The sequence below is a fragment of the Pseudomonas sp. 478 genome (genome assembly GCF_003254125.1).
Lineage (GTDB): Bacteria > Pseudomonadota > Gammaproteobacteria > Pseudomonadales > Pseudomonadaceae > Aquipseudomonas.
The window spans coordinates 256,401-279,537 of record NZ_QKZG01000004.1 but is presented as its reverse complement, the minus strand read 5'-3'; the positions used below and the strand labels follow the sequence as shown (position 1 = coordinate 279,537).

General features: G+C 55.4%; 21 protein-coding genes and 1 pseudogene. 15 read left to right on the top strand and 7 right to left on the bottom strand.

Annotated elements, in window-relative coordinates; all coding sequences use genetic code 11:
* Positions 1-99: 99 nt before the first annotated feature.
* Complete coding sequence (locus DFS28_RS11100) at positions 100-1,062, top strand: LysR family transcriptional regulator (RefSeq protein WP_165933958.1); 963 nt, start codon at positions 100-102, stop codon at positions 1,060-1,062.
* A 137-nt stretch (positions 1,063-1,199) separates the two neighbouring features.
* Here the strand turns inward: DFS28_RS11100 and DFS28_RS11095 are convergent, their stop codons facing one another.
* Entirely contained in the window at positions 1,200-2,435 is a 1,236-nt protein-coding gene (locus DFS28_RS11095) for an SRPBCC family protein (RefSeq protein ID WP_111449912.1), read from the bottom strand.
* A gap of 790 nt (positions 2,436-3,225) precedes the next feature.
* Here DFS28_RS11095 and DFS28_RS11085 point away from each other — a divergent pair.
* The 4 genes from DFS28_RS11085 to DFS28_RS11070 all read left to right on the top strand — a co-directional run bounded on the left by DFS28_RS11085 (position 3,226) and on the right by DFS28_RS11070 (position 8,028).
* A complete protein-coding gene (locus tag DFS28_RS11085; RefSeq protein WP_111449778.1) occupies positions 3,226-4,137 on the top strand; it encodes a dihydrodipicolinate synthase family protein in 912 nt (303 codons plus the stop codon).
* A complete protein-coding gene (locus tag DFS28_RS11080) occupies positions 4,130-5,647 on the top strand; it encodes an aldehyde dehydrogenase (RefSeq protein ID WP_111449777.1) in 1,518 nt (505 codons plus the stop codon). Before DFS28_RS11085 ends, DFS28_RS11080 begins: the two co-directional genes overlap by 8 nt.
* A complete protein-coding gene (locus tag DFS28_RS11075) occupies positions 5,644-6,990 on the top strand; it encodes an FAD-binding oxidoreductase (protein ID WP_111449776.1) in 1,347 nt (448 codons plus the stop codon). The genes DFS28_RS11080 and DFS28_RS11075 overlap by 4 nt, the downstream gene beginning before the upstream one ends.
* Before the next feature lie 108 nt (positions 6,991-7,098).
* Entirely contained in the window at positions 7,099-8,028 is a 930-nt protein-coding gene (locus DFS28_RS11070; protein ID WP_111449775.1) for a DMT family transporter, read from the top strand.
* A gap of 103 nt (positions 8,029-8,131) precedes the next feature.
* Here the strand turns inward: DFS28_RS11070 and fdhA are convergent, their stop codons facing one another.
* Entirely contained in the window at positions 8,132-9,331 is a 1,200-nt protein-coding gene (gene fdhA, locus DFS28_RS11065) for a formaldehyde dehydrogenase, glutathione-independent (protein WP_033061695.1), read from the bottom strand.
* 446 nt (positions 9,332-9,777) lie between these two features.
* Here fdhA and DFS28_RS11060 point away from each other — a divergent pair, with 446 nt between their 5' ends.
* Positions 9,778-10,557: an SDR family NAD(P)-dependent oxidoreductase gene (locus DFS28_RS11060; RefSeq protein ID WP_111449774.1), complete on the top strand. Its 780-nt coding sequence runs from the start codon at positions 9,778-9,780 to the stop codon at positions 10,555-10,557.
* A 78-nt stretch (positions 10,558-10,635) separates the two neighbouring features.
* Here the strand turns inward: DFS28_RS11060 and DFS28_RS11055 are convergent, their stop codons facing one another.
* Positions 10,636-11,391, bottom strand: a complete 756-nt coding sequence (locus DFS28_RS11055; protein ID WP_111449773.1) for an SDR family NAD(P)-dependent oxidoreductase — start codon at positions 11,389-11,391, stop codon at positions 10,636-10,638.
* Positions 11,392-11,403: 12 nt separating this feature from the next.
* Positions 11,404-12,171: an SDR family NAD(P)-dependent oxidoreductase gene (locus DFS28_RS11050; protein WP_111449772.1), complete on the bottom strand. Its 768-nt coding sequence runs from the start codon at positions 12,169-12,171 to the stop codon at positions 11,404-11,406.
* Between the two features lie 238 nt (positions 12,172-12,409).
* Here DFS28_RS11050 and DFS28_RS11045 point away from each other — a divergent pair, with 238 nt between their 5' ends.
* On the top strand, positions 12,410-13,117 hold the full coding sequence (locus DFS28_RS11045; protein ID WP_111449771.1) for a TetR/AcrR family transcriptional regulator: 708 nt from the start codon (positions 12,410-12,412) through the stop codon (positions 13,115-13,117).
* A complete protein-coding gene (locus tag DFS28_RS11040) occupies positions 13,107-13,883 on the top strand; it encodes a pyrroline-5-carboxylate reductase (RefSeq protein ID WP_111449770.1) in 777 nt (258 codons plus the stop codon). Before DFS28_RS11045 ends, DFS28_RS11040 begins: the two co-directional genes overlap by 11 nt.
* 70 nt (positions 13,884-13,953) lie before the next feature.
* Here the strand turns inward: DFS28_RS11040 and DFS28_RS11035 are convergent, their stop codons facing one another.
* From DFS28_RS11035 to DFS28_RS11025, 3 genes are all read right to left on the bottom strand, one after another.
* On the bottom strand, positions 13,954-14,337 hold the full coding sequence (locus DFS28_RS11035; protein ID WP_111449769.1) for a VOC family protein: 384 nt from the start codon (positions 14,335-14,337) through the stop codon (positions 13,954-13,956).
* A 63-nt stretch (positions 14,338-14,400) separates the two neighbouring features.
* The gene (locus DFS28_RS11030) at positions 14,401-15,525 is read right to left on the bottom strand and encodes an S-(hydroxymethyl)glutathione dehydrogenase/class III alcohol dehydrogenase (RefSeq protein WP_111449911.1); all 1,125 of its coding nucleotides are present in this window, start codon (positions 15,523-15,525) and stop codon (positions 14,401-14,403) included.
* Positions 15,526-15,580: 55 nt separating this feature from the next.
* Positions 15,581-17,617: an NADH:flavin oxidoreductase gene (locus DFS28_RS11025; RefSeq protein WP_111449768.1), complete on the bottom strand. Its 2,037-nt coding sequence runs from the start codon at positions 17,615-17,617 to the stop codon at positions 15,581-15,583.
* Positions 17,618-17,822: 205 nt separating this feature from the next.
* Here DFS28_RS11025 and DFS28_RS11020 point away from each other — a divergent pair, with 205 nt between their 5' ends.
* The 7 genes and pseudogenes from DFS28_RS11020 (at position 17,823) to DFS28_RS10990 (ending at position 23,111) form a co-directional block, all read left to right on the top strand.
* Entirely contained in the window at positions 17,823-18,572 is a 750-nt protein-coding gene (locus DFS28_RS11020) for an electron transfer flavoprotein subunit beta/FixA family protein (protein ID WP_111449767.1), read from the top strand.
* Entirely contained in the window at positions 18,572-19,507 is a 936-nt protein-coding gene (locus tag DFS28_RS11015; RefSeq protein WP_111449766.1) for an electron transfer flavoprotein subunit alpha/FixB family protein, read from the top strand. Before DFS28_RS11020 ends, DFS28_RS11015 begins: the two co-directional genes overlap by 1 nt.
* A gap of 141 nt (positions 19,508-19,648) precedes the next feature.
* On the top strand, positions 19,649-20,548 hold the full coding sequence (locus DFS28_RS11010; protein WP_111449765.1) for a glycine betaine ABC transporter substrate-binding protein: 900 nt from the start codon (positions 19,649-19,651) through the stop codon (positions 20,546-20,548).
* Positions 20,549-20,718: 170 nt separating this feature from the next.
* Positions 20,719-21,699 (top strand): isopenicillin N synthase family oxygenase, encoded by a 981-nt coding sequence (locus DFS28_RS11005; RefSeq protein WP_111449764.1) that lies wholly within the window; start codon positions 20,719-20,721, stop codon positions 21,697-21,699.
* Positions 21,700-21,722: 23 nt separating this feature from the next.
* On the top strand, positions 21,723-22,127 hold the full coding sequence (locus DFS28_RS30615; protein ID WP_178082206.1) for a hypothetical protein: 405 nt from the start codon (positions 21,723-21,725) through the stop codon (positions 22,125-22,127).
* Positions 22,127-22,237 (top strand): annotated as a pseudogene (locus DFS28_RS10995) (AbrB family transcriptional regulator); the annotation flags it as partial. The gene DFS28_RS30615 and the pseudogene DFS28_RS10995, both read left to right, overlap by 1 nt.
* A 31-nt stretch (positions 22,238-22,268) precedes the next feature.
* On the top strand, positions 22,269-23,111 hold the full coding sequence (locus DFS28_RS10990; RefSeq protein WP_111449763.1) for a LysR family transcriptional regulator: 843 nt from the start codon (positions 22,269-22,271) through the stop codon (positions 23,109-23,111).
* Positions 23,112-23,137: the final 26 nt, after the last annotated feature.

Sequence of the window (23,137 nt, the reverse complement as noted above, 5' to 3'; positions counted from 1 at the left end):
GCTACGCTCCAGTGTAGGCTCTAGGTGGAACCCTTCGGCCGATCTCATCCCTAACGGCCCTCCGAAAGGCCCCAAACCGGATATTCAATACTCTAGGTTATGGTTAAGCACATCGATCCAGACATGACGCTGCTGAAAATGCCGTCTCTGAAAGCAGTGAAGTCATTCGTAGCCGCCGCCAAATATCAGAGCTTTACGCGTGCGGCTGAAGCGCTGTGCGTTACCCAAGCGGCAATCAGCCGTCAGATTCGGGAGCTTGAGGCGTACCTTGGGGTGGATCTTTTCAAGAGGGTGGGTCGAGCGGTCGAGTTGACGGAAGCCGGGTCCATCTTTTTTGATGCGGCACAGCTATCTTTCGTCAATATTTCCCAAGCGGCGGAGCGCATTCGCACCAACAATGCAGGCAAACGCACGCTGACGCTTTGCTGTTCTCCCGCGTTTTCAGCCCTCTGGCTCGCAGCGAAGCTGCCGGGGTTTTTTACTAAGAACGCAGACATCGACCTCAATCTGGTAACCACTCAAAACTTTTTGTCGATGGAGCCGGGTGTAACTCCGGACATCTTCATCACCAAGATGGCCAGGATTCAGGATGGGTATCGTAGCTATCCGTTGTTCCATGACGTCATCTACCCGGTGTGCACGCCTCGTTACAAAGCGGAGCACCCTGAGCTATCCAGCCTGGAAGGATTACGCGACGGGGTTTTGCTAAACCTCAGCCCCTATGGCAGATCCCAGGTAGCGGAGCACGTCGACTGGGGTGTTTGGCTGGCTTATCACGATGTTGATATCGAGAAGCGCCCCCACGACAGTCCTCACGTTTTCAACGCGAATGACTACAACCTGGTGATTAGCATGGTGTTGACACACCAAGGTGTAGCGCTGGGCTGGAATCACCTGGTCGAAAACCTGATCGAAAACGGCACGCTGATTCGTCCGATCGAAGAAGAAGTGGTTCTCCATGAAAGTCAGCACTATCTGACATTCCGTGAAGACCGGATCAATGATGACGCCTGTTGCCGGCTACGCGACTGGATTCTGGCCCAGTTTTCCAGAGCCGTTTAGAGGAAAGGAAGGCGGCCGTGCTTGAGCAATCACTCGAGGTGCGGGGAGCTCCACCACCAACAGGTATTGCTCAAGGCAGAACTGAAGGGGATGCCGGTGGTGATCATTCATGATTCTCACCACCGGCAGTGTTGCGCTTAGCCGACAGATCTTAACGGGATGGTGTCATTGAGCTGATCAAGCATCGTTTTGCAGTACCAATCATCAAATTGACACACACCAATTTCGCTGGCCACCGACAACGGGCCTGGCTCGTAAGCAGGGGAGCTGACCCCGACCTGTGCGCCTTCCACCAAGGTGCGATCCTGATCATTGGTTGCAAGCCAGACTTTGGTCAATCGATCGAGGTCGTAGTCGACACCTTCCTGCGCGTCCTTCTTGACGAGCCATTTTGTGGTGACCAACGTCTCGCCCGGACCAATGGGCAGTACGCGGAAGCTCAGCGCGTGATCGCCCAGAAAGTGGTTCCAGGTTGATGGGTAGTTGAAATACAGCAGCGCACCGATGTTGGCTTCTCCGGTGGTGTCCAACCGGCCAGCGACTGCAGGCTTGCCATCCATTGTGTAGCTGACGGCCCCGGAAAACAGGGGGATGCGCGTCATTCGGAAACGACCTTTATCATCCATGACCAATCGGCTAGGCAGACCTGCCGCCTCGCAGCGATCCCAGTGCTCTTTGAGTTCGGGATCTTCATCGCCGCCGGCGCCACCCACCGATGGGTTGTCCACGAATGAGTGCATCAATTCCGGGTGAGTACAATCGCAGTGGTAGCACTCACGGTTGTTCTCGAAAACCAGTTTCCAGTTGCCTTTCTCAATGATGTTCGACTCAAACGCGACTTTGCAGTCGTCCAGGTTATGAGGGGCAACGAAAGGGGTGACGGATTTTCTGAACGACGAAAAGTCTGGGGCGACCTCTGCAACGCACACATAGATGTACGTTTCGACGACCTCACAATGCACCGACTTCAACCCATGCTGAGACTTGTCGAAATCGTCCCCCATGTTCCCGGCGAAAAGCAGTTTGCCGTCCAGCTCGAATGTCCATTTGTGGTAAGGGCACACCAGTTTGGCAACTTTGCCGCTGGCTTCCGGGCACACCTTGGAACCGCGATGGCGGCAGGCGTTGTGGAATGCACGAATCTGCTTGTCTGCGCCGCGCACGATAGCGACAGGATAGTCGCCGATTTGCAGCGACAGGTACTGACCTGACTTCTCCAGCTCAAATGTGTGCCCTGCGAAGATCCAGCTTTTGTGCCAGATCTGTTGCAGATCCTGCCTGTAAACGTCTGAATCGCTATAAAGGGCACCTGGCAGCGCGTGGTCAGGCTTGCGCTGCGCGATAAGATTTGAAACTGCCGATTTAGTGCTCACGGTCAACACACTCCAAAATACCAAGGGGGCGAAACGTTCAGCCTGCTCACCGAGGTGAGGCCAAACGGTCTTGAGTTCGCAGTACCGTCTGTGGATGCAAGCCCATCAAACCGTGCTGCTTCTATCCGCGAACCGGAACGCTTTGCCACGTTCAGGAAGCGTCTTACGAAAAATGTGCCTTCTTGGATGGTGGTGCCATCCGTGCACTCATTTCGTTCGAGTCCTTACTCATGCAGACATTTCTGGAATGCCAATGTTTGCATCAATAGCTATATTTCTACATCACCTTAATTCGAGCCTGGGAAACCAGATCTTAATTAATGAGACGACTGTACGAGAAAATCTTTTATCCAATGTATCGGTAGAATATCGCTGTTGTAAGGCTACGACGGTAATCGTGCGTCAACAAGAAACATTTACTCTTATCAATGCATAAACAAATGTTATCGATTGATGCCGCCGCTTCGGTGATGATTTTTTATGTTATTGATTATTAAGGAAAAGTAATTTTATTGGCTGAAGGATTTACCCTTTCAGAAAGGTATGCGGCAGCAATACACTCTATTGACCACCTTCTTGGCGCATGCGAGTCTGGATTCAGCAGTCCACCGCACTAGTTGGTAACACAGCCTCTGCAGGTCATTTGTGAAAGCAGAAAACTGCTCTTTACAGAGACTTTAAACGTCAGGGCCTGTGTCCCGTGAAACATGGGTTTTTTTATTGCGCCTCAAGGCATCAACGCTGACGCGCTCGTTTATCTTCCACCTGACTCGCATTCGGAGCATTTATCTTGAAATTTGAAGGTATTTATACGCCAGCAGTAACTCCTTATAACTCGGACGGGGAGATTGACTGGAATGTGTACTCGCAAGTTTTGGAGTCGCTGATTGAGGCGAAGGTGCACGGCATTATTATCGGCGGGTCGACCGGCGAGTATTATGCGCAGACCTTTGAAGAACGCACCGAGTTGGCGGCCTACGCCAAAGATGTGATCGGCACTCGGGTGCAACTGATCGTCAGTACCGGGGCGATTCGTACCGAAGATGCGGTTCAGTACGCCAAGGATGCCAAATCGATCAAAGCAGACGCCATTCTCGTCACGTCCCCGCCTTACGCGCTGCCTACCTCACAGGAAAACGCGATTCACGCGCTCACTATCGATCGTGCTGCGAACTTGCCGATCATGCTTTACAACTATCCGGGGCGGATGTGCGTTTCGATGGACGAAGAATATTTCACCCGTGTCAGCCAATCGAAAAACGTCGTCGCCATCAAGGAAAGTTCCGGCGACATGGGCCAGGTGCATAGGCTGGCCCTGCAGTTCCCCAACATCGCCTTGTCCTGCGGATGGGACGACCAGGCCCTTGAGTTTTTTGCCTGGGGCGCCCGCAGTTGGGTGTGCGCAGGTTCCAACTTCCTGCCCAAGGAACACGTTGCGCTTTATGAAGCCTGCGTGATCGAAAAGAACTTCGACAAAGGCCGTCAAATCATGTCGGCGATGATGCCGCTGATGAATGCGTTGGACGGTGGCAAGTTCGTGCAGTCGATCAAGTACGGCTGCGAAGTTGCGGGATTGAAAGTCGGTAACGTGCGCCTGCCATTGCAGCCACTTGAAGCGGACGAAAAACAGAGTTTCGCGTCGGTCATTACTGAACTCAAACGTAACGTAGCCAACATTTCTTCGGGAGCCAGCCATGGGTGATCTTCTGAGCAAGGCCGAATATGCCGCTCTGGCCAAAGACATTTCGTTGCCATCCAAGGCGTTCATCAATGGCGCGTTTAAACCCGCGATCTCTGGCAGAACCTTCGCCACGAACAATCCGGCGACCGGTGACTTTTTGACCGACGTTGCAGCTTGTTCGTCCGATGATGTCGACTTCGCAGTGAGCAATGCCAAGGAGGCATTTGAGGATGGACGCTGGAGATCTATTTCTCCTCGGGAGCGCAAAGCGGTTCTGTTGAAGTTTGCAAACCTGCTTGAAAGCCATCAACACGAACTGGCCGTCCTCGAAAGCCTCGATAGCGGCAAACCGGTCAGTGAATGTCAGTTGGTCGACGTCCCGGACACCATCCACACGATCCGCTGGCACGCAGAACTGATTGACAAGATTTATGACAACACCGCTCCGGTGGGCAGTGACGCGCTGACCATGGTGGTCCGGGAGCCGATCGGCGTGGTGGGCTGCGTATTGCCCTGGAACTTCCCGCTGCTGATGCTTGCCTGGAAAATCGGCCCGGCGCTCGCTGCGGGGTGTTCGGTCATCGTCAAACCTGCTGAACAAACCTCGCTGACCACGTTGCGTGTCGCGCAGTTGGCGTTTGAAGCCGGTATACCCGCCGGTGTCCTCAATATTGTCACCGGCACGGGCAAAGACGTCGGTGAACCCATTGGCTTGCACAACGACGTCGACATGGTGAGCTTCACCGGCTCCACCGCGACCGGTCGCCGCTTCCTGCATTACGCCGCCGATTCGAACCTGAAACGCATCGTCCTTGAGTGCGGCGGAAAAAATCCGGCCGTGGTGATGGACGATGCGCAAGACCTGGACCTCGTTGCTCAGCATGTCGTCAATGGTGCGTTTTGGAACATGGGCGAAAACTGCTCCGCAACTTCTCGTCTGATCGTCCATGCGTCTGTCAAAGATGAGCTGCTGGAGCGCATGGGCGCTTACATCCGCGAATGGAAAATGGGTGATCCACTCGATCCGCAGAACCGCGTAGGGTCGTTGGTCAGCCCAGAGCATTTCGCAAAAGTGAAGTCGTACCTTGAGCACGCCGCTGCCGGAAAGCTTCAAGTTGTTTACGGTGGCGCGACCAAAGACGGAGCCTTTGTAGAGCCAACGGTGATTGACGGTGTTGGTCGAGACAACCGGCTGTTCCAGGAAGAGATCTTCGGCCCGATCCTTTCGGTCACCACGTTCAACACGATCAGCGAAGCCATTGCGTTGGCCAATGACACGGTCTACGGCCTGGCCGCCTCGGTATATACCGGCAGTCTGCGGCGGGCAATCAAGTTGTCGCGGGAAATTCGCGCGGGCATCGTTACCGTGAACTGCTTTGGTGAGGGCGACGCATCGACACCATTCGGTGGCTACAAGGAGTCGGGCTTCGGCGGTCGGGACAAATCCATTTTCGCCCATGACCAGTACACCGAAATCAAAACCATCTGGATCGATGTGTCTGATCGGTCGGACGAAGAGACCGAAAAATGAGCACCCATACCATCAAGCGGCTGCCGGTAGACACCGGGGTTTCAGGTTGGGAGGCGATTTCCGCACGCACTGCGCCTGTCCGCATGCTTGATGGAAACGTGACGGCGGATTGGCTGATTATCGGTGCCGGTTTTGCTGGCCTGTCCGCTGCTCGCAGGCTTTCACAGTTACACCCGGGTGACAGCATTGTTGTGGTCGATGCTCATGAAGTCGCCAAGGGGCCGGCGGGCAGAAACTCTGGTTTCATGATCGATGTGCCGCACAGTCTGTCGTCCGGGGAATACTCCGTGGCGAGCGAGTCAGCAACGGCCCTGGAAATCACGCAAAATCGTTTTGCGATTGCATTTGCCGCTGAAGCTGCGCGGGAGTACGGCATGTCCGCCGACACCTTCGACCCTTCAGGGAAGATCAACGCGGCCGCCACTGAGCGGGGATTGAAGCTGAACGTCAATTACGCTCAATCCCTTGAGCGCATTGGCGAAAAGTTCGAGATGTTTGATGCCGCGCAAATGCGTGAAATCACCGGGTCCACCTATTACCACGGTGGGATCTACACGCCCGGCGCGGTGATGATTCAACCCGCGCAATACATTAGAGACCTGGCAGCAGGGCTCGACGGGAAAATCACGCTGTTCGAGCGCTCTCCGATTATTGAGTTGACCAAACAGGGAAGCGGTTGGAGCGCTCGATCTCATAACGGTACGGTGCACGCACCCAAGGTCATCCTGGGGGTTAACGGGCACATTGAAAACTTCGGCCATTATCAAGGACGCCTGCTGCACGTCTTCACTTACGCGTCCATGACGGCGGCGTACAGTGATGATGAATTCAGGAAAGAGGTACCGGGCAAAGCCAAGTGGGCGTTGTTGCCGGCGGATCCTATGGGAGCGACCGTTCGCAAGATCTGTTCAGACGGTCTCTCGCGAATTGTCATTCGGACAAAGTTCACCTATGAACCGAGCATCCAAGTCACTCCAGAGCAGGTAGCTGCGGTGGCTAAGGAGCAGCGTCACTCCCTGGATGCGCGCTTTCCCGAGCTGAAATCCACGGCGTTGGAATTTAGTTGGGCCGGCCGCCTGTGCTTAAGTCGTAACAGTGCTGCGGCATTTGGCGAGATTGAAGAAAATCTGTATTCGGCATGTTGCGAAAATGGACTGGGTACTGTGAAAAGCACTCTGGCAGGTGTGATGGCTGCGGAGTTGGCATCGGGTACGCGTTCGGAGTTTCTCGATAGCTTCAGTCACGCGCCAGGCCCCAGCAAGTTACCACCCAAGATAATAACGAAACTGGGCGTCAGTTCGGTTATTCGCTGGCATGAGTTTTGGGCCGGGCGAGAAGGTTAACAAATTTAAGTTGTCGGATTTTCCAATAAAGGCCGTTTAACAAGTCACTAATAAGCACGGAATAATCCATGAGAAATATCTGGAGGGCATCCTGCAAAGGGGAAGGGCATGACCGAAGTGCGATTGAAGAGCGATCAAACAAAAAACACGGAGCCCTTAACGACGCCCTCTATTGCCGCTAGTCTTGTTGTCGCGAGGCCACAACTCGGGATCTTTCTATGCCTGCTTTCAATGCTTATCTTTGCGAGCCAGGACGGAATAACCAAGGTGCTTGTCAAAGACTTCCCGGTCGCCCAACTGGTCATGATGCGCTATTGGGTGTTTGTCGTTTTTGCACTCGGATATGCCGCCTGCCACGGTAGGGCAAAAGCGTCGTTTCGCAGTAAGCACCCCTGGCTGCAAATCATTCGAGCGTTGCTGGCTGTGGGTGAAACCGTACTGTTTGCAGTGGGGCTACGATATTTGGGCCTGGCCGAAATGCATGCACTCTATGCCGTATTTCCGCTGATGACACTGGCATTGGCGGGGTCGGTGCTTGGGGAGTTCATAGGGCTGCGGCGCTGGGTTGCTGCGGCGATAGGGTTCACCGGCACACTGATCATTCTCCGACCAGGCGCGGGCGTCTTTGAACTCGCGGCGCTGATCCCCCTGCTGGCTGCTTTGGCGTTCGCGGTGTTCAATGTACTGACGCGCCGGATTAGCCAGCACGACTCCTTCGCAACGAACATGCTCTACATGGCAAGTGTGGGTGCCCTGACGGTCACATTTGCGGGGCTGCCTGCATGGGTGACTCCGACTCCAGTCCAGGGCCTCTTGATGGGGATCCTGGCATTGACCGGAGTAGTCGCACAGATTCTCTTCATTCAAGCACTGAAATACGCGACCGCTTCTTCCCTGCAGCCGTTCAACTATGCGCTTCTGGTGTTCGCCACGTTGATTGGTGTGATCGTGTTTGCCGAGCGCCCGGACACCTGGGTGGTTGTCGGTGCAGCGTTGGTGATTATTGGGGGGCTGTATGCGATTAAGGCAAAGGCGTGAACGTACCTGAGTGTATGAAGTAATCAATGCGTGGTTGGTTTTCAGGGCGAGGCACGGCGATAAAAAAGGGCAGCTCAACGCTGCCCTTTTCCCAACCTACCCCTTAGGCCGCGCTAAACAGCTTGTGCGGGTCCATGACAAATTTCTTCGGCACCCCGGCGTCGAACTCGTGGTAACCGCGCGGCGCGTCGTCCAGGCTGATCACTTGCACGCCGACGACCTCGGCAATGTTGATCCGGTCCCACATGATCGCCTGCATCAGCTGACGGTTGTACTTCATCGTCGGGGTCTGGCCGGTGTGGAAGCTGTGGGACTTGGCCCAGCCGAGGCCGAAACGGATGTTCAGGCTGCCATGCTTGGCGGCTTTGTTGACCGCGCCCGGGTCTTCGGTGACATACAGACCGGGGATACCGATATTGCCGGCGACCCGCACCACGCCCATCAGCGCGTTGAGCACATCGGCCGGGGCCTCGTGCTGCGCGCCGTCATGGCCGTGGCCTCGGGCTTCGAAGCCGACCGCATCGACCGCACAATCGACTTCCGGCTCACCGAGCAGGTCGGCGATTTGCTCGTGCAGTGGAGTGTCCTTGGTCAGGTCGGCGATCTCGAAGCCCTGGGCCTTGGCATGCGCCAGACGCAGCGGATTGACGTCGCCGACGATCACTACCGCCGCACCCAGTAGACGGGCGGAGGCGGCGGCAGCCAGTCCGACCGGACCGGCGCCAGCGATATACACCGTGCTGCCAGGGCCGACACCGGCGGTCACCGCGCCGTGGTAGCCGGTCGGCAGGATATCGGAGAGGCAGGTCAGATCGCGAATTTTCTCCATTGCCTTGTCGCGGTCGGGCAGCTTCAGCAGGTTGAAGTCGGCATACGGCACCAGCACGTATTCGGCCTGGCCGCCAACCCAGTCGCCCATGTCCACATAGCCATAGGCACCGCCAGGGCGCGCCGGGTTGACCGTCAGGCAGACGCCGGTGTGCTGCTCCTTGCAACTGCGACAACGGCCGCAGGCGACATTGAACGGCACCGAGACCAAGTCACCGATCTGCACGTTTTCAACGTCGCGGCCCTTCTCGATCACCTCACCAGTAATTTCATGGCCAAGCACCAGCCCGACCTGGGCTGTGGTCCGGCCACGCACCATATGCTGGTCGGAGCCGCAGATATTGGTCGAGACCACGCGCAGAATCACGCCATGGTCAATGCGCTTGCCGCGCGGGTCTTGCATTTTCGGATAGGGGATGGTCTGCACCTCGACCTTGCCAGCGCCGAGATACACGACACCACGATTACCAGACATGATTTCACCTCGCTTTTGTTGTTGTGAGAACACGGCCCTTGTACTAGGAAGGGTCGCGCGGCCTTACAGTGCGGCGGTATATGTCTTGCGTTTGCGCGTGAGTGCAGATTGATTGGAAGTCACCTTCCAACGACGCGTGATTAGCCGTCATCGTATCGATCCTACGCCTGGTATCAGCACCCGGCGAGAGCATTTAGCACCCGATCACCACCAGTTTCAGGACGCTCAACCGCCAGTCTTACTGGAGGTATGCATCGCTCCGTACCGAGTGCGTCTATGATTCAGCCTGGATCGTTTATGAAGACGCAGTACTTACCATCAGGATCAGCGCCTGTACCCCCAGATATCCACCTGCAGTGCTCGGTGTGAGTTGTGTGTTGAGTCTCTCTTTCCCCTCAATTTCCATAGATTCAGGGGCTAACCCTGGACGACAGGAGCAAAATGCAATGGTTGCGGACTGGAGTGATCAGGTAGCGCTTGTCAGTGGCGCCGGCAGTGAACGTGGAATTGGCTTTGCGATTGCGAAGCGTCTGGGCAGCCTCGGCGTGAGGTTGATCATCACAGGCAGCAGCGCTCGCATCCATGATCGAGTGGAGGAGTTACGCGTCGCAGGGTTTGAAGTGCACGGGCGTGCGGCTGACCTGAGCGAAGAGGATCAAGTCCTTGAGTTGACCACCTGGGCTGAATCGATATGGGGAAGAATCGATATTCTTGTGAACAATGCCGGCATGGCCGCCCAGGGTCATCCGGAGCCTTTTGCCGATCTGGCGGATATGAGTGTCGATAGCTGGAATCTTTCAATTGCTCGAAATCTGACAACCGCCTTTCTGTTGACCCGTGGAATTTTGCCGGGGATGCGTAACAGACGTTACGGCCGTATCGTCAATGTCAGCTCCACGACTGGCACTCGAGCCGGTAATCGAGGCGAGGCGGCTTATGCTGCGGCAAAAGCCGGAATGGTGGGTATGAACATGAGCCTGGCCCTTGAGGTCGCGCGCTATGGAATCACTGTGAATTCGGTCGCGCCGGGTTGGATCGCCACTGGGTCAAGCACTCCAGAGGAAGAGAATGCAGCGAAGTATGTCCCGGTTGGCAGGGCGGGTCGCCCAGAAGAAGTGGCTGCTGCCGTTACATTCCTGGCCTCACCTGAGTCCAGTTACATCACTGGGGAGTTGCTGGTGATCGATGGTGGCAATTGCCTGATAGAGAACAAAGCACCCAAGTAATGAATGCGTTGCCCGCCGCAAGAAAATGCGGCGGAGGAGAGTAAGTGACTCCCTCCGTCGCAATTCAGGCTGATTCGATCAAAACGGCAGTGGCAGTTTTGCCGTGCGACCTCCGTCCACCACCAGGACCTGCCCGGTGATAAAGGCCGATGACTCCGAGGCCAGGAATACGACTGTCCCGCCAACATCCGCCGGCAATCCGGTACGCCCGACCGGATGAAGGCGCAGGAGTGCCTGGCGCGCCGCACGCGGATCAGCTTGAGCGGCGAGGTACGCATCACTCAACTCGGAATTGATCCACCCTGGAGCAATGGCATTGCAGCGGATCCCGTCCCGGCCGAGATCGATTGCCAAGGCTCGGGTCAGCCCATGGATGCCGGCCTTGGAGGCACAGTACGCAGCATGTTCAGGGTTGGCGCCTATGCCTTCGATCGACCCGATATTGATAATGCTGCCACCGCCTCGCTGACGCATCTGAGGCACCAACGCCTTACACAAGAATGCTGGCGCCCGCAGATTGACTGCCATCATGCGATCCCAGTCCTGCTCGGTCATATCATCAATGGATTTCTCGAACATGAACCCGGCGTTGTTAACCAGGACATCGATTCCGCCAAGCTGCTCCTGGGCGAACTGGGCAATCAAATTGGGTGACTCCATCGAGGCGAGATCAGCCTCGACGAAATAGACTTGAGGGTGATTTTGCAAGTCGGCGTCCAGTGCCTGACGCTGAGCGATCAACACAGAAGCTCCCGCCTCAAGCAATTGTTCGGTGATGCCTCGGCCAATCCCTCTGCCGCCCCCGGTCACCACTACATTTTTACCGTTGAGCATCGCTACCTCTCCTTAGCCGGATACCGGCTTGGCGCCTGTGACTTCCACCGTTTCACCGGCGATGTACCTGGCCTCGTCGGACGCCAGAAATGCGATGACATCCGCAATGTCTTCAGGCTCGGCGATACGGCCTAATGGCACGCTCTTGTTCAGTTCTTGCACGGCCTTATCCGGATCCAGGCCACGACGCTCAAAGCCGCTGCGTATCATCGGGGTATTGATTTCGTGCGGGCACACGGCGTTGACGCGGATACCCAAAGGGGCACAATCGCGGCCCAGATTTTTGGTTAACGCCGCAACAGCCCCTTTGCTTGTGCAATACGCCACATGGGCGGGGCCGGGATAAATACCCCAAACAGATGATGTGTTGACGATCGCGGCGCCGGGGCGATTTTTCATGTGTGGTATCGCTGCTCGGCAGATGAAGAACACGGCATTCAGGTTTACGCCCATGGCGTCAAACCACATCTCATCAGTTGTTTCTTCAATGGTGCCCCGGGGAATGATGCCCGCATTGTTCAATACGATATCGATACCCGAAAATATATCGACGGCCGTTTGGACAATGGCTTCGCAATATTCTTTGCGGCGTAAATCGCCCGCCAGATAGTGTACTTCGGCGCCTAAGTCACGGACTCTGGCGGAAATTGATTTGCAACCGTCTTCGTCAAGGTCAGACAAAACAAGCTTGGCGCCTTCGCGAGCGAATAATAACGCTAACGCCTGTCCGACGCCCCCGGCAGCGCCGGTAATGACCACCACTTTATTATTGAATTTCATAGGGCAACCTGCCTGAAGTTTTTGGCGCAGCCATTATTTGGTTTCAATGGATCGCAGCGTCCAACAACTTTTTTACTGGGCCAAAGATGACGTGGCGTTATCCAAAAAATCGCGCGCGCAACATCCTCTTGGCATGGCGAACATATGTCTAAAAAATGTACGCCGATGTACATGCCGTGTACGACACAGATTCTGGGGTGTACAGTGACGAGGAATTTTCAAAGAAAGGTCAACCCGAATGTCACAGACAGGAAGGGCGAAAACCAAAGCGCAGGATGCAGGCTGGCGAGGCTCCGTCGATGGTTGGCTGGATGCCGCCTACGACGCTCTTAAAGAGTCGGGTGTGGATGCTGTGCGGGTGATGCCGCTGGCCAAGCGCCTGAATTTGTCTCGTACCAGCTTCTACTGGTTCTATGAAGATCGGGAGCAGCTGTTAGCAGCGCTCCTCGCTCGATGGCGGGACAAGAACACCGGCGGTATGGTCAGCCAATGTGAGAGTTATGCAGAAAGTATTTCTGAAGCGATTCTCAACATCTTCGAGTGCTGGCTGAACCCTGAGCTGTTTGATTCGCAGTTCGAATTTGCCGTGCGCAGTTGGGCGCTGCAATCGGACGAGGTCAAAGCTGAAATCGCTTTAGCCGATGAAGCGCGGATGAATGCCCTGGCCGCGATGTTCCGACGGTTTGGTTACGACGTCGAGGGGGCTGACGTTCGGGCCAGGACGATCTACCTCACACAGATCGGCTACATCTCGATGAAAACCAATGAAGATATTGTCGTGCGATTTCGACGGATTCCTCAGTACGTGAGCGTGTTTACCGGCAAGGTACCGAAGCGTCGCGAGCTGGACCGCTTTTATGGAAAGTTCGGCTACGCAGAAAAAGAGCCGGGCGTTTTCGTCCCCTTGGTAGAAACATTCGAGGAGTCTCCTGCCGATGGAGAATAGAACCCTGGGCATCATTGGGGGCACCGGCTGGCTCGGGCGCGCAATTGCGCAGGCGCTGCTCGATAGCGGGTTCATCGAGCCTGACCGCTTGTTGATCTCGAACCGTTCCGGCGTCAGTACTTTCGAGCCAGGCGTGAGGCTGCTGGCCGACAACCAGCAGTTGGTGGACCTCAGCGATATTGTCGTGCTGTCCATCCGGCCGGAGCAGTTTCGCGAACTGCTGATCAATGCCCGCGGCAAGCTAGTGATTTCTCTGATGGCCGGAGTTCCGGCGGCAGCCATCAGCGCCGCAACCGGTGCGGATGTAATAGTGCGGGCCATGCCGAATGCGGCCGTGGAAATCAGGCAGTCGTTCACGCCCTGGTACTGTGTCGGAAACCTTGTTGAGAGCGACCGCCAGTGGGTGCAGCGACTGTTCGAGTGCGTAGGTTCGGCGGACGAAGTGCCTGATGAAGACTGTATTGATTACCTCAGCGCGTTGTCCGGGACTGGGCCGGCCTTCCCGGCGATGTTGCAAATGGCACTGACTAATCAGGCGGTGGCTGCGGGTATTCCCCTAGCCATCGCGCAGCGCGCTGCACAAGGCGTGGTGGTGGGGGGCGGCCAGATGCTAGCCAGCCGCGATCCGCGGCAAATGATTGAGTCGTTGATGGCTTACCGTGGCGTGACGGCGGCAGCGCTGCAGTCGATGGTCGATCAGAACATCGAGTCCATTGTGGGGACGGCGGTAAAGGCCGGCGCTGAAGTTGCGCGGCGGGGAATGTAGCCAGGGCAGGGGATATACAGTGAAGGCCCGCTGAAGGGCCTTCACTGTAGAAAGCGTCAACCGATTGCGATTATTCGGCCTTGAAGCAATAGACAGCCAGTTTGTTGCCATCAAGGTCCCGAGCGTAAGCGGCATAGGCATTTTCAGCCCAGTTACGCGAACCCGGTTGGCCTTCACAGATGCCACCGGCGGCGAGTGCGGTTTCGTGGAATGCATGTACTGCCGCGCGATTCGGCGCTTCGAAGCTCACAGTCACGCCATTGCCAACGTTGGCAGGATTGCCATTGGCGGGTTTTAGCACGAAGAACGACGGTTTATCCACGCCCCAAATGGAGCCGGATTCATCAAGGTCGGCAACACGGTTAAGACCAATTTCTTTGAGAATACGATCATAGAAGGTCCGTGCTTTGGGAAGGTCATTGGTACCGACAGTGACATGGGTAAAAACAGACATTTTGATTTCCTTTGGGTTGTGATGCGGGTGTGAGCGCTGGCCGGTATCACGGCAGTGCCTTGGTCAAAAATGAATGACGGTGCGGATGCTTTGCCCTGCATGCATCAATTCGAAAGCCTTGTTGATGTCTGAAAGGCCAAGGTTGTGAGTGATGAAGGTTTCCAGCGGAATTTCGCCGGTGCTCGCTTTCTCGACGTAGCTGGGAAGCTCCGTGCGGCCCTTGACTCCACCAAACGCGCTGCCACGCCAGACGCGCCCGGTTACCAGTTGGAAAGGGCGGGTACTGATTTCCTGGCCCGCACCGGCAACACCGATGATGATCGATTCACCCCAGCCCTTGTGGCAGCACTCCAGAGCAGCTCGCATCAATTTGACGTTGCCGACACATTCAAACGAATAGTCCACGCCACCGTCGGTGAGCTCGACAATCACGTCCTGGATGGGCTTGTCATAGTCCATGGGGTTTATGAAATCGGTGGCGCCGAGCGATAGGGCGACGTCCCGCTTGGCCGGGTTGATATCAATGGCGATGACTCTCCCGGCGTTGGCCATTTTCGCGCCGATGATGGCCGCCAGCCCGATCCCACCGAGCCCGAATATCGCAACGCTTGCCCCGGCCTCAACCTTGGCGGTATTGAGTACGGCACCTATGCCTGTGGTCACGCCACAGCCCAGCAGGCACACCTGCTCTAGAGGCGCATTCTTGGGGATTTTGGCCAGGGAGATCTCCGGCAATACCGTGTACTCGGAGAAGGTCGAGCAGCCCATGTAGTGGAATACTGGCTGGCCCTGAAAGGAGAAACGCGATGTTCCGTCAGGCATCAAGCCCTTGCCCTGTGTCGCTCTGACTGCCTGGCACAAGTTGGTCTTGCCCGACAGACAGAATTTGCATTGTCGGCACTCGGCCGTGTACAGCGGAATCACATGGTCGCCGACCGACAATGACGTCACGCCTTCGCCGATCGACTCGACGATCCCGCCGCCCTCATGACCCAACACGGCAGGAAAGATCCCCTCGGGATCGTCGCCCGACAGGGTAAAAGCATCTGTGTGGCAGACACCGGTTGCCACGATTCGTACCCTTACTTCGCCGGCCTTGGGTGGTGCGACATCGATGTCCACCAGCTGCAACGGCTGTCCTGGGCCGAAAGCGACTGCCGCCTTCGATTTGATGGTCACTGCTGACATGGTTTCCCTCTTGTTCATGGCGAGCCTCCGTTCCAACAGGAATGGAGGTTCGGATTCAGATTTCTTTCACCAGGCGCAACGCGTCGTAGATGGCCGCGTGGGTGTTGCGAGCAGACACGGCGTCGCCGATCCGGAACAGCTGGAAGCGTCCTTCGGGATTGGTGACGATGTTCTGTGCCGTGCCGGCGATCAGGTCATGCTGCTCTACCGCGCCGCCATTGGTGGAGAGAGGACGGAGGTCGAAGTACAAGTCGTCCAGGGGAAGGGTGCCGTGGTTGACGACCACCTGATCGACCACGCGCTGCTTGTGGACCTGTCCGTAATCGCTGCCAAAGGTTGCAACGAGCCCGTCATCACGTTTTTCCACGGTATCGACCCGGTAGGTGACGGTGAAGGTGACGTCCAGGTCCTGCAGGCTGCGCATGTACGGCACCAGGTTCATGGCCATGACTTCCGGTGCAAACGAGCGGTCAGGGGTAACGATCTCCACGGTCGCACCGCTTTGCGCGATAACCTCGGCAGCCTGCAGGGCAGCATGATCCCCTGCATCGTCGAAGATCAGTACGTTGCGTCCGGGCTTGATGTCACCGGAAATGATGTCCCAGGTTGAAACCACGAGTTCGTTGCCTTTGCGGAGCACCTCGGTATCCGGCAGGCCGCCGGTCGCAACGATGACCACGTCAGGCTCGAAGGCTTGCACAGTGTCGGCTTCGGCCCAGGTGTTGAAGTGAAACTTCACCCCCAGCCGTTCACATTGCGCCATGCGCCAATCAATGATGCTGATCATCTCGCGACGACGCTCGCTCAATGCCGTCAGACGAATCTGCCCGCCAGGTTGGTCAGCCGCCTCAAGTACCGTTACATCATGGCCGCGCTCACCGGCGACCCGCGCCGCTTCCAGCCCGGCAGGGCCCGTACCGACCACCAGCACCTTGCGCTTGACCGCGGCTTTGGGAATGTCATGAGGCATAGTGGTTTCCCGCCCCGTCGCTGCGTTGTGGATGCAGTAGGCCGCGCCACCCTGATAGATGCGATCCAGACAATAGTTGGCGCCGACGCACGGGCGAATATCTTCTTCGCGCTTCTCGATGATTTTGCGCACGATGTGCGGATCGGTCATGTGCGCGCGGGTCATGCCCACCATGTCCACTTTGCCCGAGGCGATCGCGTAGCGCGCCGTGGCCACGTCGGGAATCTTCGCCGCGTGGAAGGTCGGGAAGCCTGTTGCCGAACGGATCTCGCCAGCGAAGTCGAGGTGGGGTGAGTTGCGCATACCCTGAATCGGGATGACATCGGTCAGGCCGGCGTCCGTATCGATGTGGCCGCGTACCACGTTCAGGAAATCGACCAGTCCGCTGTCCTTGAGCATGTGGGATATCTGCATGCCCTCGCTGGCATTGAAGCCACCGGGCAGTTCTTCATCACCGGTGTAGCGAACCCCGAGCAGAAAGTCTTCGCCGACCCGTTGGCGGATGCCACGCAGGATGTCGAAGGTAAAGCGCATGCGGTTTTCCAGCGAGCCGCCGTAAGGGCCGTCGAGGTCATTGGTCAACGGTGACCAGAACTGGTCCATCAAATGCCCGTAAGCCTGAAGCTCCAGACCATCGAGACCTGCCGCCTTCATGCGCTCCGCCGCGTCTACATAGTCCTTGATGATCCGCTCGATGTCCCATTCTTCCATTTTCTTCGGGAAGGAGCGGTGTGAAGCCTCGCGACGGTGTGACGGCGACACCACCGGCAACCAGTCGGCCTTGTCCCAGCGGGTGCGGCGGCCCAGGTGAGTCAACTGGATCATCACTGCCGCGCCATGTTCGTGGCATTCATCGGTCAGGTCCTTCAACCATCCGACCACTTCATCCTTGTAGGCGAGCACATTGTTGAATACCGGCGGGCTGTCTCGGGAGACGGCTGCGGAACCGGCAGTCATGGTCAGGGCGACACCGGCCTTTGCGCGCTCCACGTGGTAGGCGCGATAGAGATCCTTGGGCATGCCATCCACAGGGTAGGCCGGTTCATGGGAGGTGGTCATGATCCGGTTTCTGAGGGTCAGATTCTTGATTTTATAGGGTTGCAGCAAGGGATCGCTGGACATCGTGGTGCGCTCCAAAGTGGGCTTCATCAGGCTTGGTGACTAGAAATTAGGATAAATGTACACCTGTGTCAATGGTTGGTGACACCGGTGTACATTTTGCTTGCGCAACAAAAAATCCAGGATTAACATCCGTCAAAACAAGGACTGAACTGGCTCATCCACGCCTGTCATCCATTGCATCGATTGATGAGTGTCCGAGGGAATTATGAAAGTGCTCGTAGCGGTAAAACGCGCCATCGACCCGAACGTGAAGGCTCGTGTTAAAGGCGATGGTTCAGGCGTCGACCTGAATGGCGTAAAGATGGCCTTGAACCCTTTCTGCGAAATCGCAGTGGAAGAAGCTATTCGCCTTAAGGAAAAAGGCGTGGTTTGCGAGGTGGTGGTCGTTTCAGTTGGCACTTCTGCTGCGCAAGAACAATTACGTACGGCATTAGCGCTTGGCGCAGATCGAGCACTCCTGGTTGAAACGAACACGATGCTCGAGCCGCTCAACGTGGCCAAATACCTAAGTAAAGTGATCGATAACGAAAAGCCGCAATTGATCCTTTTTGGTAAACAGGCTATCGACCAGGAGAACAACCAGACCGGGCAGATGGTTGCGCAATTAATAGGTAGTGGTCAGGCCACCTTTGCCTCAGCCATCAGCTATGCCGATGGCCTATGGGTTGTTGAGCGTGAAGTCGATGGTGGCAGCCAGGTTGTGGCCCTTACGGCACCCGCAGTTGTTACCTGTGATCTGCGCCTTAATGAACCGCGCTACGCCTCGTTACCGAACATCATGAAGGCCAAGAAAAAAACGCTCGAGGTGATTGCCGCTGATGGCTTGGGCGCGAGCGTGAGGGAGCACACCCGGCTGCTCAAGGTGACGCCACCTCCAGTGCGAAAAGCAGGTATCAACGTCAGTTCGGTATCTGAACTGGTGGAAAAACTGAGAAACGTGGCGGGGTTAGTTTGATGCGCACATTGGTTATAGCCGAGCACACAGGTAGTCAACTCACGGCAGGCACGTTGAGTGCAATTACTGCTGCTATCGATCTGGGCTTCGAAACGGATTTGCTTGTGATGGGGGGGCCGGAGGCATCAGACGTTGCGGAACAGGCCGCGCTTACCAAGGGCCTGCATCGAGTGCTGCTCGCGCAGGATGAGATGTTCGAGAAGACGCTGGCCGAAAATGTCCAGCCACTGATCACTTCGCTAGTGGGCGACACTTATACCCATGTAATGGCCGATGCGAGCAGCATGGGTCGCAATGTGTTGCCACGGGTAGCGGCCAGCCTGGATGTCGGAATGCTTTCGGACGTCATCAAAATTGTGTCGGCAGACACTTTCGAGCGACCCATTTATGCGGGTAATGCGATCGCCACCGTTCAGTCCATCGATTCAGTCAAGTTGTTGACCCTCCGTGCCTCGGCTTTTACCCAAGCCTCGTCCCATCAGGATCGCTGCGAAGTCATGGCCGTTAATGGGGGGCGCAGTGCAAGCACTGTCAGCTTTGTAAGCGAACAGCTGACGGTGAGCGAAAGGCCTGACCTGTCGAGCGCTCGTGTTGTCGTTTCCGGTGGTCGCGGGATGCAAAGCAAAGCGAATTTTGCATTGATCGAACGTGTGGCAGACAAACTCGGTGGCGCCGTAGGCGCATCACGCGCTGCGGTGGACGCAGGTTTTGCCCCCAACGACTTGCAAGTCGGGCAGACGGGGAAAATAGTGGCGCCGGATCTCTATATCGCCGCTGGAATCAGTGGCGCTATTCAACACCTGGCGGGTATGAGTGGATCAAAGGTAATCGTCGCGATCAACCAGGACGCTGAGGCGCCGATCGCCAAAGTTGCAGATTACATGTTGGTGGCGGATTTGTTTGAGGCATTACCGGCGCTCGAAAAGGCATTGTGAGTGAGTTAATAATGATTCCATGGCAGAACAATGAACTAAATTTCATATTTGAAGATTTAATATTATCTTCGAACTTTTATGAGGGGGTTGATGATTCTGCTGTCCTGCCAATAACTATTAATGCCGCACGCGGAGATGCACATGATTACGTTATCCAGTAAAACTTGTACCGGCTGGCTTGCAGGGTTGGTTATGATCTCCAGCAGCCTGATTGCTCAAGCCGAGGAGCCCGCGCCTATCCGTATTGGTTGGGTGAATTGGTCGGATACGGAGATCGCTGTAAAGCTGGCAGACACGGCGCTGCGAGATCACCTGAAGCAGCCGGTCAAATTGATTCTGGCCGATATTGGTATTCAGTTCCAGGCGCTGGCTAACGGTAATATCGACCTGATTCCTATGGTTTGGCTGCCGAGCACTCACAAGTCTTTTTATGACAAATACCGCGACAAGCTCGAAGACTTAGGGGTGCTTTATGAAGGTCGGATTGGCATGGCTGTGCCTACTTCTATTCCTGTCAGTGAAATCGCCAGTGTCGAAGACCTCAACAAGCCAGATGTAAGGGGAAAACTCGGCGGCAAAATTCTGACTTCCGAAGTTGGTAATGGTCAGTACAAACTTACGGAAAAGGCCATTAAAGAATATCGTCTGGATGGATATAAGATGGTCGCTTCTTCAGAGTCTGGAATGTTGAGCGAGTTGGATCGTAATCTGAAACGTGACAAGTGGTCTTTGATTAACGCATGGAGCCCGCACTGGATGTTCTCCAAGTGGTCACTGCGATATTTGGATGATCCGAAGCAGATCTTCGGAGGCTCTGAGCAAATCCACGCGGTTGCACGCAAAGGTTTTAGCGCAGAACATCCCGATGTTGCTCGATTCTTCGCCAACTTCAAAATTCCTAAAGCTGACCTTGAGGAAATGATGGCTGCTGCGCGTGATAGTTCGGCAGATAAGGTAGTTGCAGAATACTACTCAGCCAACAAGCCCCGCTTTTCAGCAATGTTTGACGGCACGACTGCTGCAACAACAGCGGGCCAGTGACGACTGCCACTGTTTTGTCACTATTTTGCAGTTCGATGCCCTTTGCAGTGAGTGAAGGGTGTTGAATGTTTATCTTCGGGTCGGGTTTTTATAGGAGGCGAGATTAAAGAGGGCGCCACCGTGCCTTCTAGATCTTCTGCCTAATTGATATTTTGGAAAGGAGAGCATACGTGACAGAGTTATTTGATATTCGTCTGGCTAGCAAACAAACAGCTTTCACTGAAATTCCAGTCATAGATATATCGTCGCTCATAAATGGCGAAAATCCACTGAAGGTGGCAAGCCAAATAGGTGATGCCTGCGAAAAGGTGGGTTTTTTTTATATAAAAAACCATGGCATTGGCCAGCAGTTAATAGATGAGATGTATGCGCTTACCAAAAGCTTTTTCAAGCTTCCTTTTGATGAGAAGAACAAGCTTAATGTCGTAAATTCCGGGCCCACGCTACGTGGTTATATACCGATGTACGCGGAAAACGTCGATCCTGCTAATACCCGCGATTTCAAAGAATGTTTTGATTGCGGAGCTCATTACGATGAGGTCTCTCCATTTTTTGGTCCTAATCAAATGCCGTCGGCACTGCCGCAATTTGAGAAGATTGCCGAAGATTACCATTCCTCTGTATTGGCACTCGCGCGAATGCTTATTGGTGGGATCGCGCTGAGCTTGGGTCTACCACAAGATTACTTTGAACATCTTCAACGTAAGCCCATCACTATCCAACGAATTTTGCATTACCCGCCCCAGATCGGAAGGGTCTCCCAAGAGGAGATCGGTATTGGGGCGCACACGGACTATGGTTTCTTGACGGTCCTATCCCAAGATGCAGTTGGCGGTTTGCAAGTCAGGAACCGCGCAGGGGAGTGGGTTACTGCCCCTCCAGTTGAAGGCACTTTTATCGTCAATATTGGTGATCTAGTTCAAACCCTTACCAACGATCGCTACACCTCGACAATGCATCGCGTCATAAACACTAGCGGTCTAGAGCGCTATTCAATACCTTTCTTTATTGATTTGGATTTCGATGCGGTGGTTGAACCTGTGCCAACCTGCGTGAGTGAGGCTCTACCCGCGAAGTATGAAGCGTACACGTGTGGCCAACACAAATTTAAGCGTTTCGTTGATAGCTATGCGCATTTGAAAGGCGAATAGGGGGGGCAATGTGCATCCTATACATGGCCAATCCCGCCGATGCGCAGAAATGGCGAGATGGCCTGTCAACGCTCGCTCCTCAACTAGAGTTCCGCCAATGGCCTGATATCGGTAACCCGGCAGAGGTGCACTACATCCTGGCTTGGGAGCCTCTTGCCAGCCTTGCGGAGCAGTTTGGTAATCTTCGGCTCCTCTACGCTGCGGGGGCTGGAGTTGATCAGTTCGATTTGGCCCGTTTGCCTGCTCACGTGTCGCTCATACGGCTGGTGGATTTTCACCGTGCCCTGCAGAAGGACGGTGCGATAGCGCCAGCCTTTTTTGCTGCCGATAGAATCGTCTACACACCACGTCGCGGAGGTGAATTGGTATTGGCTGTTGGGGCTGTTTCCAGTCGGCGGGCTCGCGGCTTGGGTGCTGCAACTCCTTAACGCTTGCGTTGTCGGTACCCTTGGTTACCGCCATGCAAACGCTAAGGCTCGTGCTGGTGCTTTTTCTTGCGGAGCCTCTATACCGTTATTGGCGGAGAAGAGGGGAGTAAGCTGTGATGATCCTTCGTCAGGTGCGTTTTAATGGACATCGTTCACTCGATGCAGGTTTTCGTCAGCGTCATGGAAACCGGCAGTTTCACCAAGGCAGCACAGGCCTTACACCTTCACCGGCCTGCTGTTTCCAAAACGATTCAGCTTTTGGAGCTGCAACTGGGAGGGCGATTGCTTAATCGAACAACTCGCCAGGTGAGCTTCACCCCTGAGGGTGAAGTGTTCTACAAACGGTGCAAAGCCATCTTGGCCGAGGTCGATGAGACCATGGCGTCATTCGGTAATCGTCCAGCACATCTCACTGGAAAGCTGCGTGTAGATATGCCTGTCGCCTTGGGGAAGCTGCTTATCATCCCGTCCCTGATGGAGTTTCAAAGCCAATATCCAGGTATCGAATTGACCCTTGGCACGAATGACAAGCCTATCGACATGATCGCAGAGGGAGTGGATTGTGTGGTGCGGTTGGGGGCCCTTGAAGACTCGAGCATGGTCGCTACCGGCATAGGTTTTCTACCGATCGTGACATGTGCTGCGCCGGCCTACCTTGAGCGCTTTGGAGAGCCCCGCACATTAGCCGACCTGGACACCCATCAAGCAGTCAATTATTTCTCCGGTACCCATCCACGGCCAATCGAATGGATCTTCGTCGTGGACGGGCAGGTGAAGACTATACGCCTTAATTCGGCAATCAACGTGAATGACAGCGAAGCGTTCGTTGCGTCGGCACTAGCCGGGTTTGGACTGCTTCAAGCGCTTGAGTTAACGGTGCGAGAGCATCTAAAAGACGGTTCGCTTGTTCGAGCGCTGGACGGTTACCCGGTACCTTCCAAGCGGGTCTCTACGAGTAGGCTGCATTCGGGGCATTGTGGATAGGCGCCCAACCACGGTTGGGCGCCATT

Excerpts from the sequence above, each read along its gene's own strand:
- DFS28_RS30615 (WP_178082206.1), top strand. The coding sequence starts at position 21,723 with ATGGCCAATCCCGCCGATGCGCAGAAATGGCGAGATGGCCTGTCAACG.
- DFS28_RS11035 (WP_111449769.1), bottom strand. The coding sequence starts at position 14,337 with ATGTCTGTTTTTACCCATGTCACTGTCGGTACCAATGACCTTCCCAAA.
- DFS28_RS11045 (WP_111449771.1), top strand. The coding sequence starts at position 12,410 with ATGTCACAGACAGGAAGGGCGAAAACCAAAGCGCAGGATGCAGGCTGG.
- fdhA (WP_033061695.1), bottom strand. The coding sequence starts at position 9,331 with ATGTCTGGTAATCGTGGTGTCGTGTATCTCGGCGCTGGCAAGGTCGAG.
- DFS28_RS11025 (WP_111449768.1), bottom strand. The coding sequence starts at position 17,617 with ATGTCCAGCGATCCCTTGCTGCAACCCTATAAAATCAAGAATCTGACC.
- DFS28_RS11100 (WP_165933958.1), top strand. The coding sequence starts at position 100 with ATGGTTAAGCACATCGATCCAGACATGACGCTGCTGAAAATGCCGTCT.
- DFS28_RS11010 (WP_111449765.1), top strand. The coding sequence starts at position 19,649 with ATGATTACGTTATCCAGTAAAACTTGTACCGGCTGGCTTGCAGGGTTG.
- DFS28_RS11020 (WP_111449767.1), top strand. The coding sequence starts at position 17,823 with ATGAAAGTGCTCGTAGCGGTAAAACGCGCCATCGACCCGAACGTGAAG.
- DFS28_RS11070 (WP_111449775.1), top strand. The coding sequence starts at position 7,099 with ATGACCGAAGTGCGATTGAAGAGCGATCAAACAAAAAACACGGAGCCC.
- DFS28_RS11080 (WP_111449777.1), top strand. The coding sequence starts at position 4,130 with ATGGGTGATCTTCTGAGCAAGGCCGAATATGCCGCTCTGGCCAAAGAC.
- DFS28_RS11030 (WP_111449911.1), bottom strand. The coding sequence starts at position 15,525 with ATGTCAGCAGTGACCATCAAATCGAAGGCGGCAGTCGCTTTCGGCCCA.
- DFS28_RS11050 (WP_111449772.1), bottom strand. The coding sequence starts at position 12,171 with ATGAAATTCAATAATAAAGTGGTGGTCATTACCGGCGCTGCCGGGGGC.
- DFS28_RS10990 (WP_111449763.1), top strand. The coding sequence starts at position 22,269 with ATGGACATCGTTCACTCGATGCAGGTTTTCGTCAGCGTCATGGAAACC.
- DFS28_RS11075 (WP_111449776.1), top strand. The coding sequence starts at position 5,644 with ATGAGCACCCATACCATCAAGCGGCTGCCGGTAGACACCGGGGTTTCA.
- DFS28_RS11060 (WP_111449774.1), top strand. The coding sequence starts at position 9,778 with ATGGTTGCGGACTGGAGTGATCAGGTAGCGCTTGTCAGTGGCGCCGGC.
- DFS28_RS11055 (WP_111449773.1), bottom strand. The coding sequence starts at position 11,391 with ATGCTCAACGGTAAAAATGTAGTGGTGACCGGGGGCGGCAGAGGGATT.
- DFS28_RS11040 (WP_111449770.1), top strand. The coding sequence starts at position 13,107 with ATGGAGAATAGAACCCTGGGCATCATTGGGGGCACCGGCTGGCTCGGG.
- DFS28_RS11015 (WP_111449766.1), top strand. The coding sequence starts at position 18,572 with ATGCGCACATTGGTTATAGCCGAGCACACAGGTAGTCAACTCACGGCA.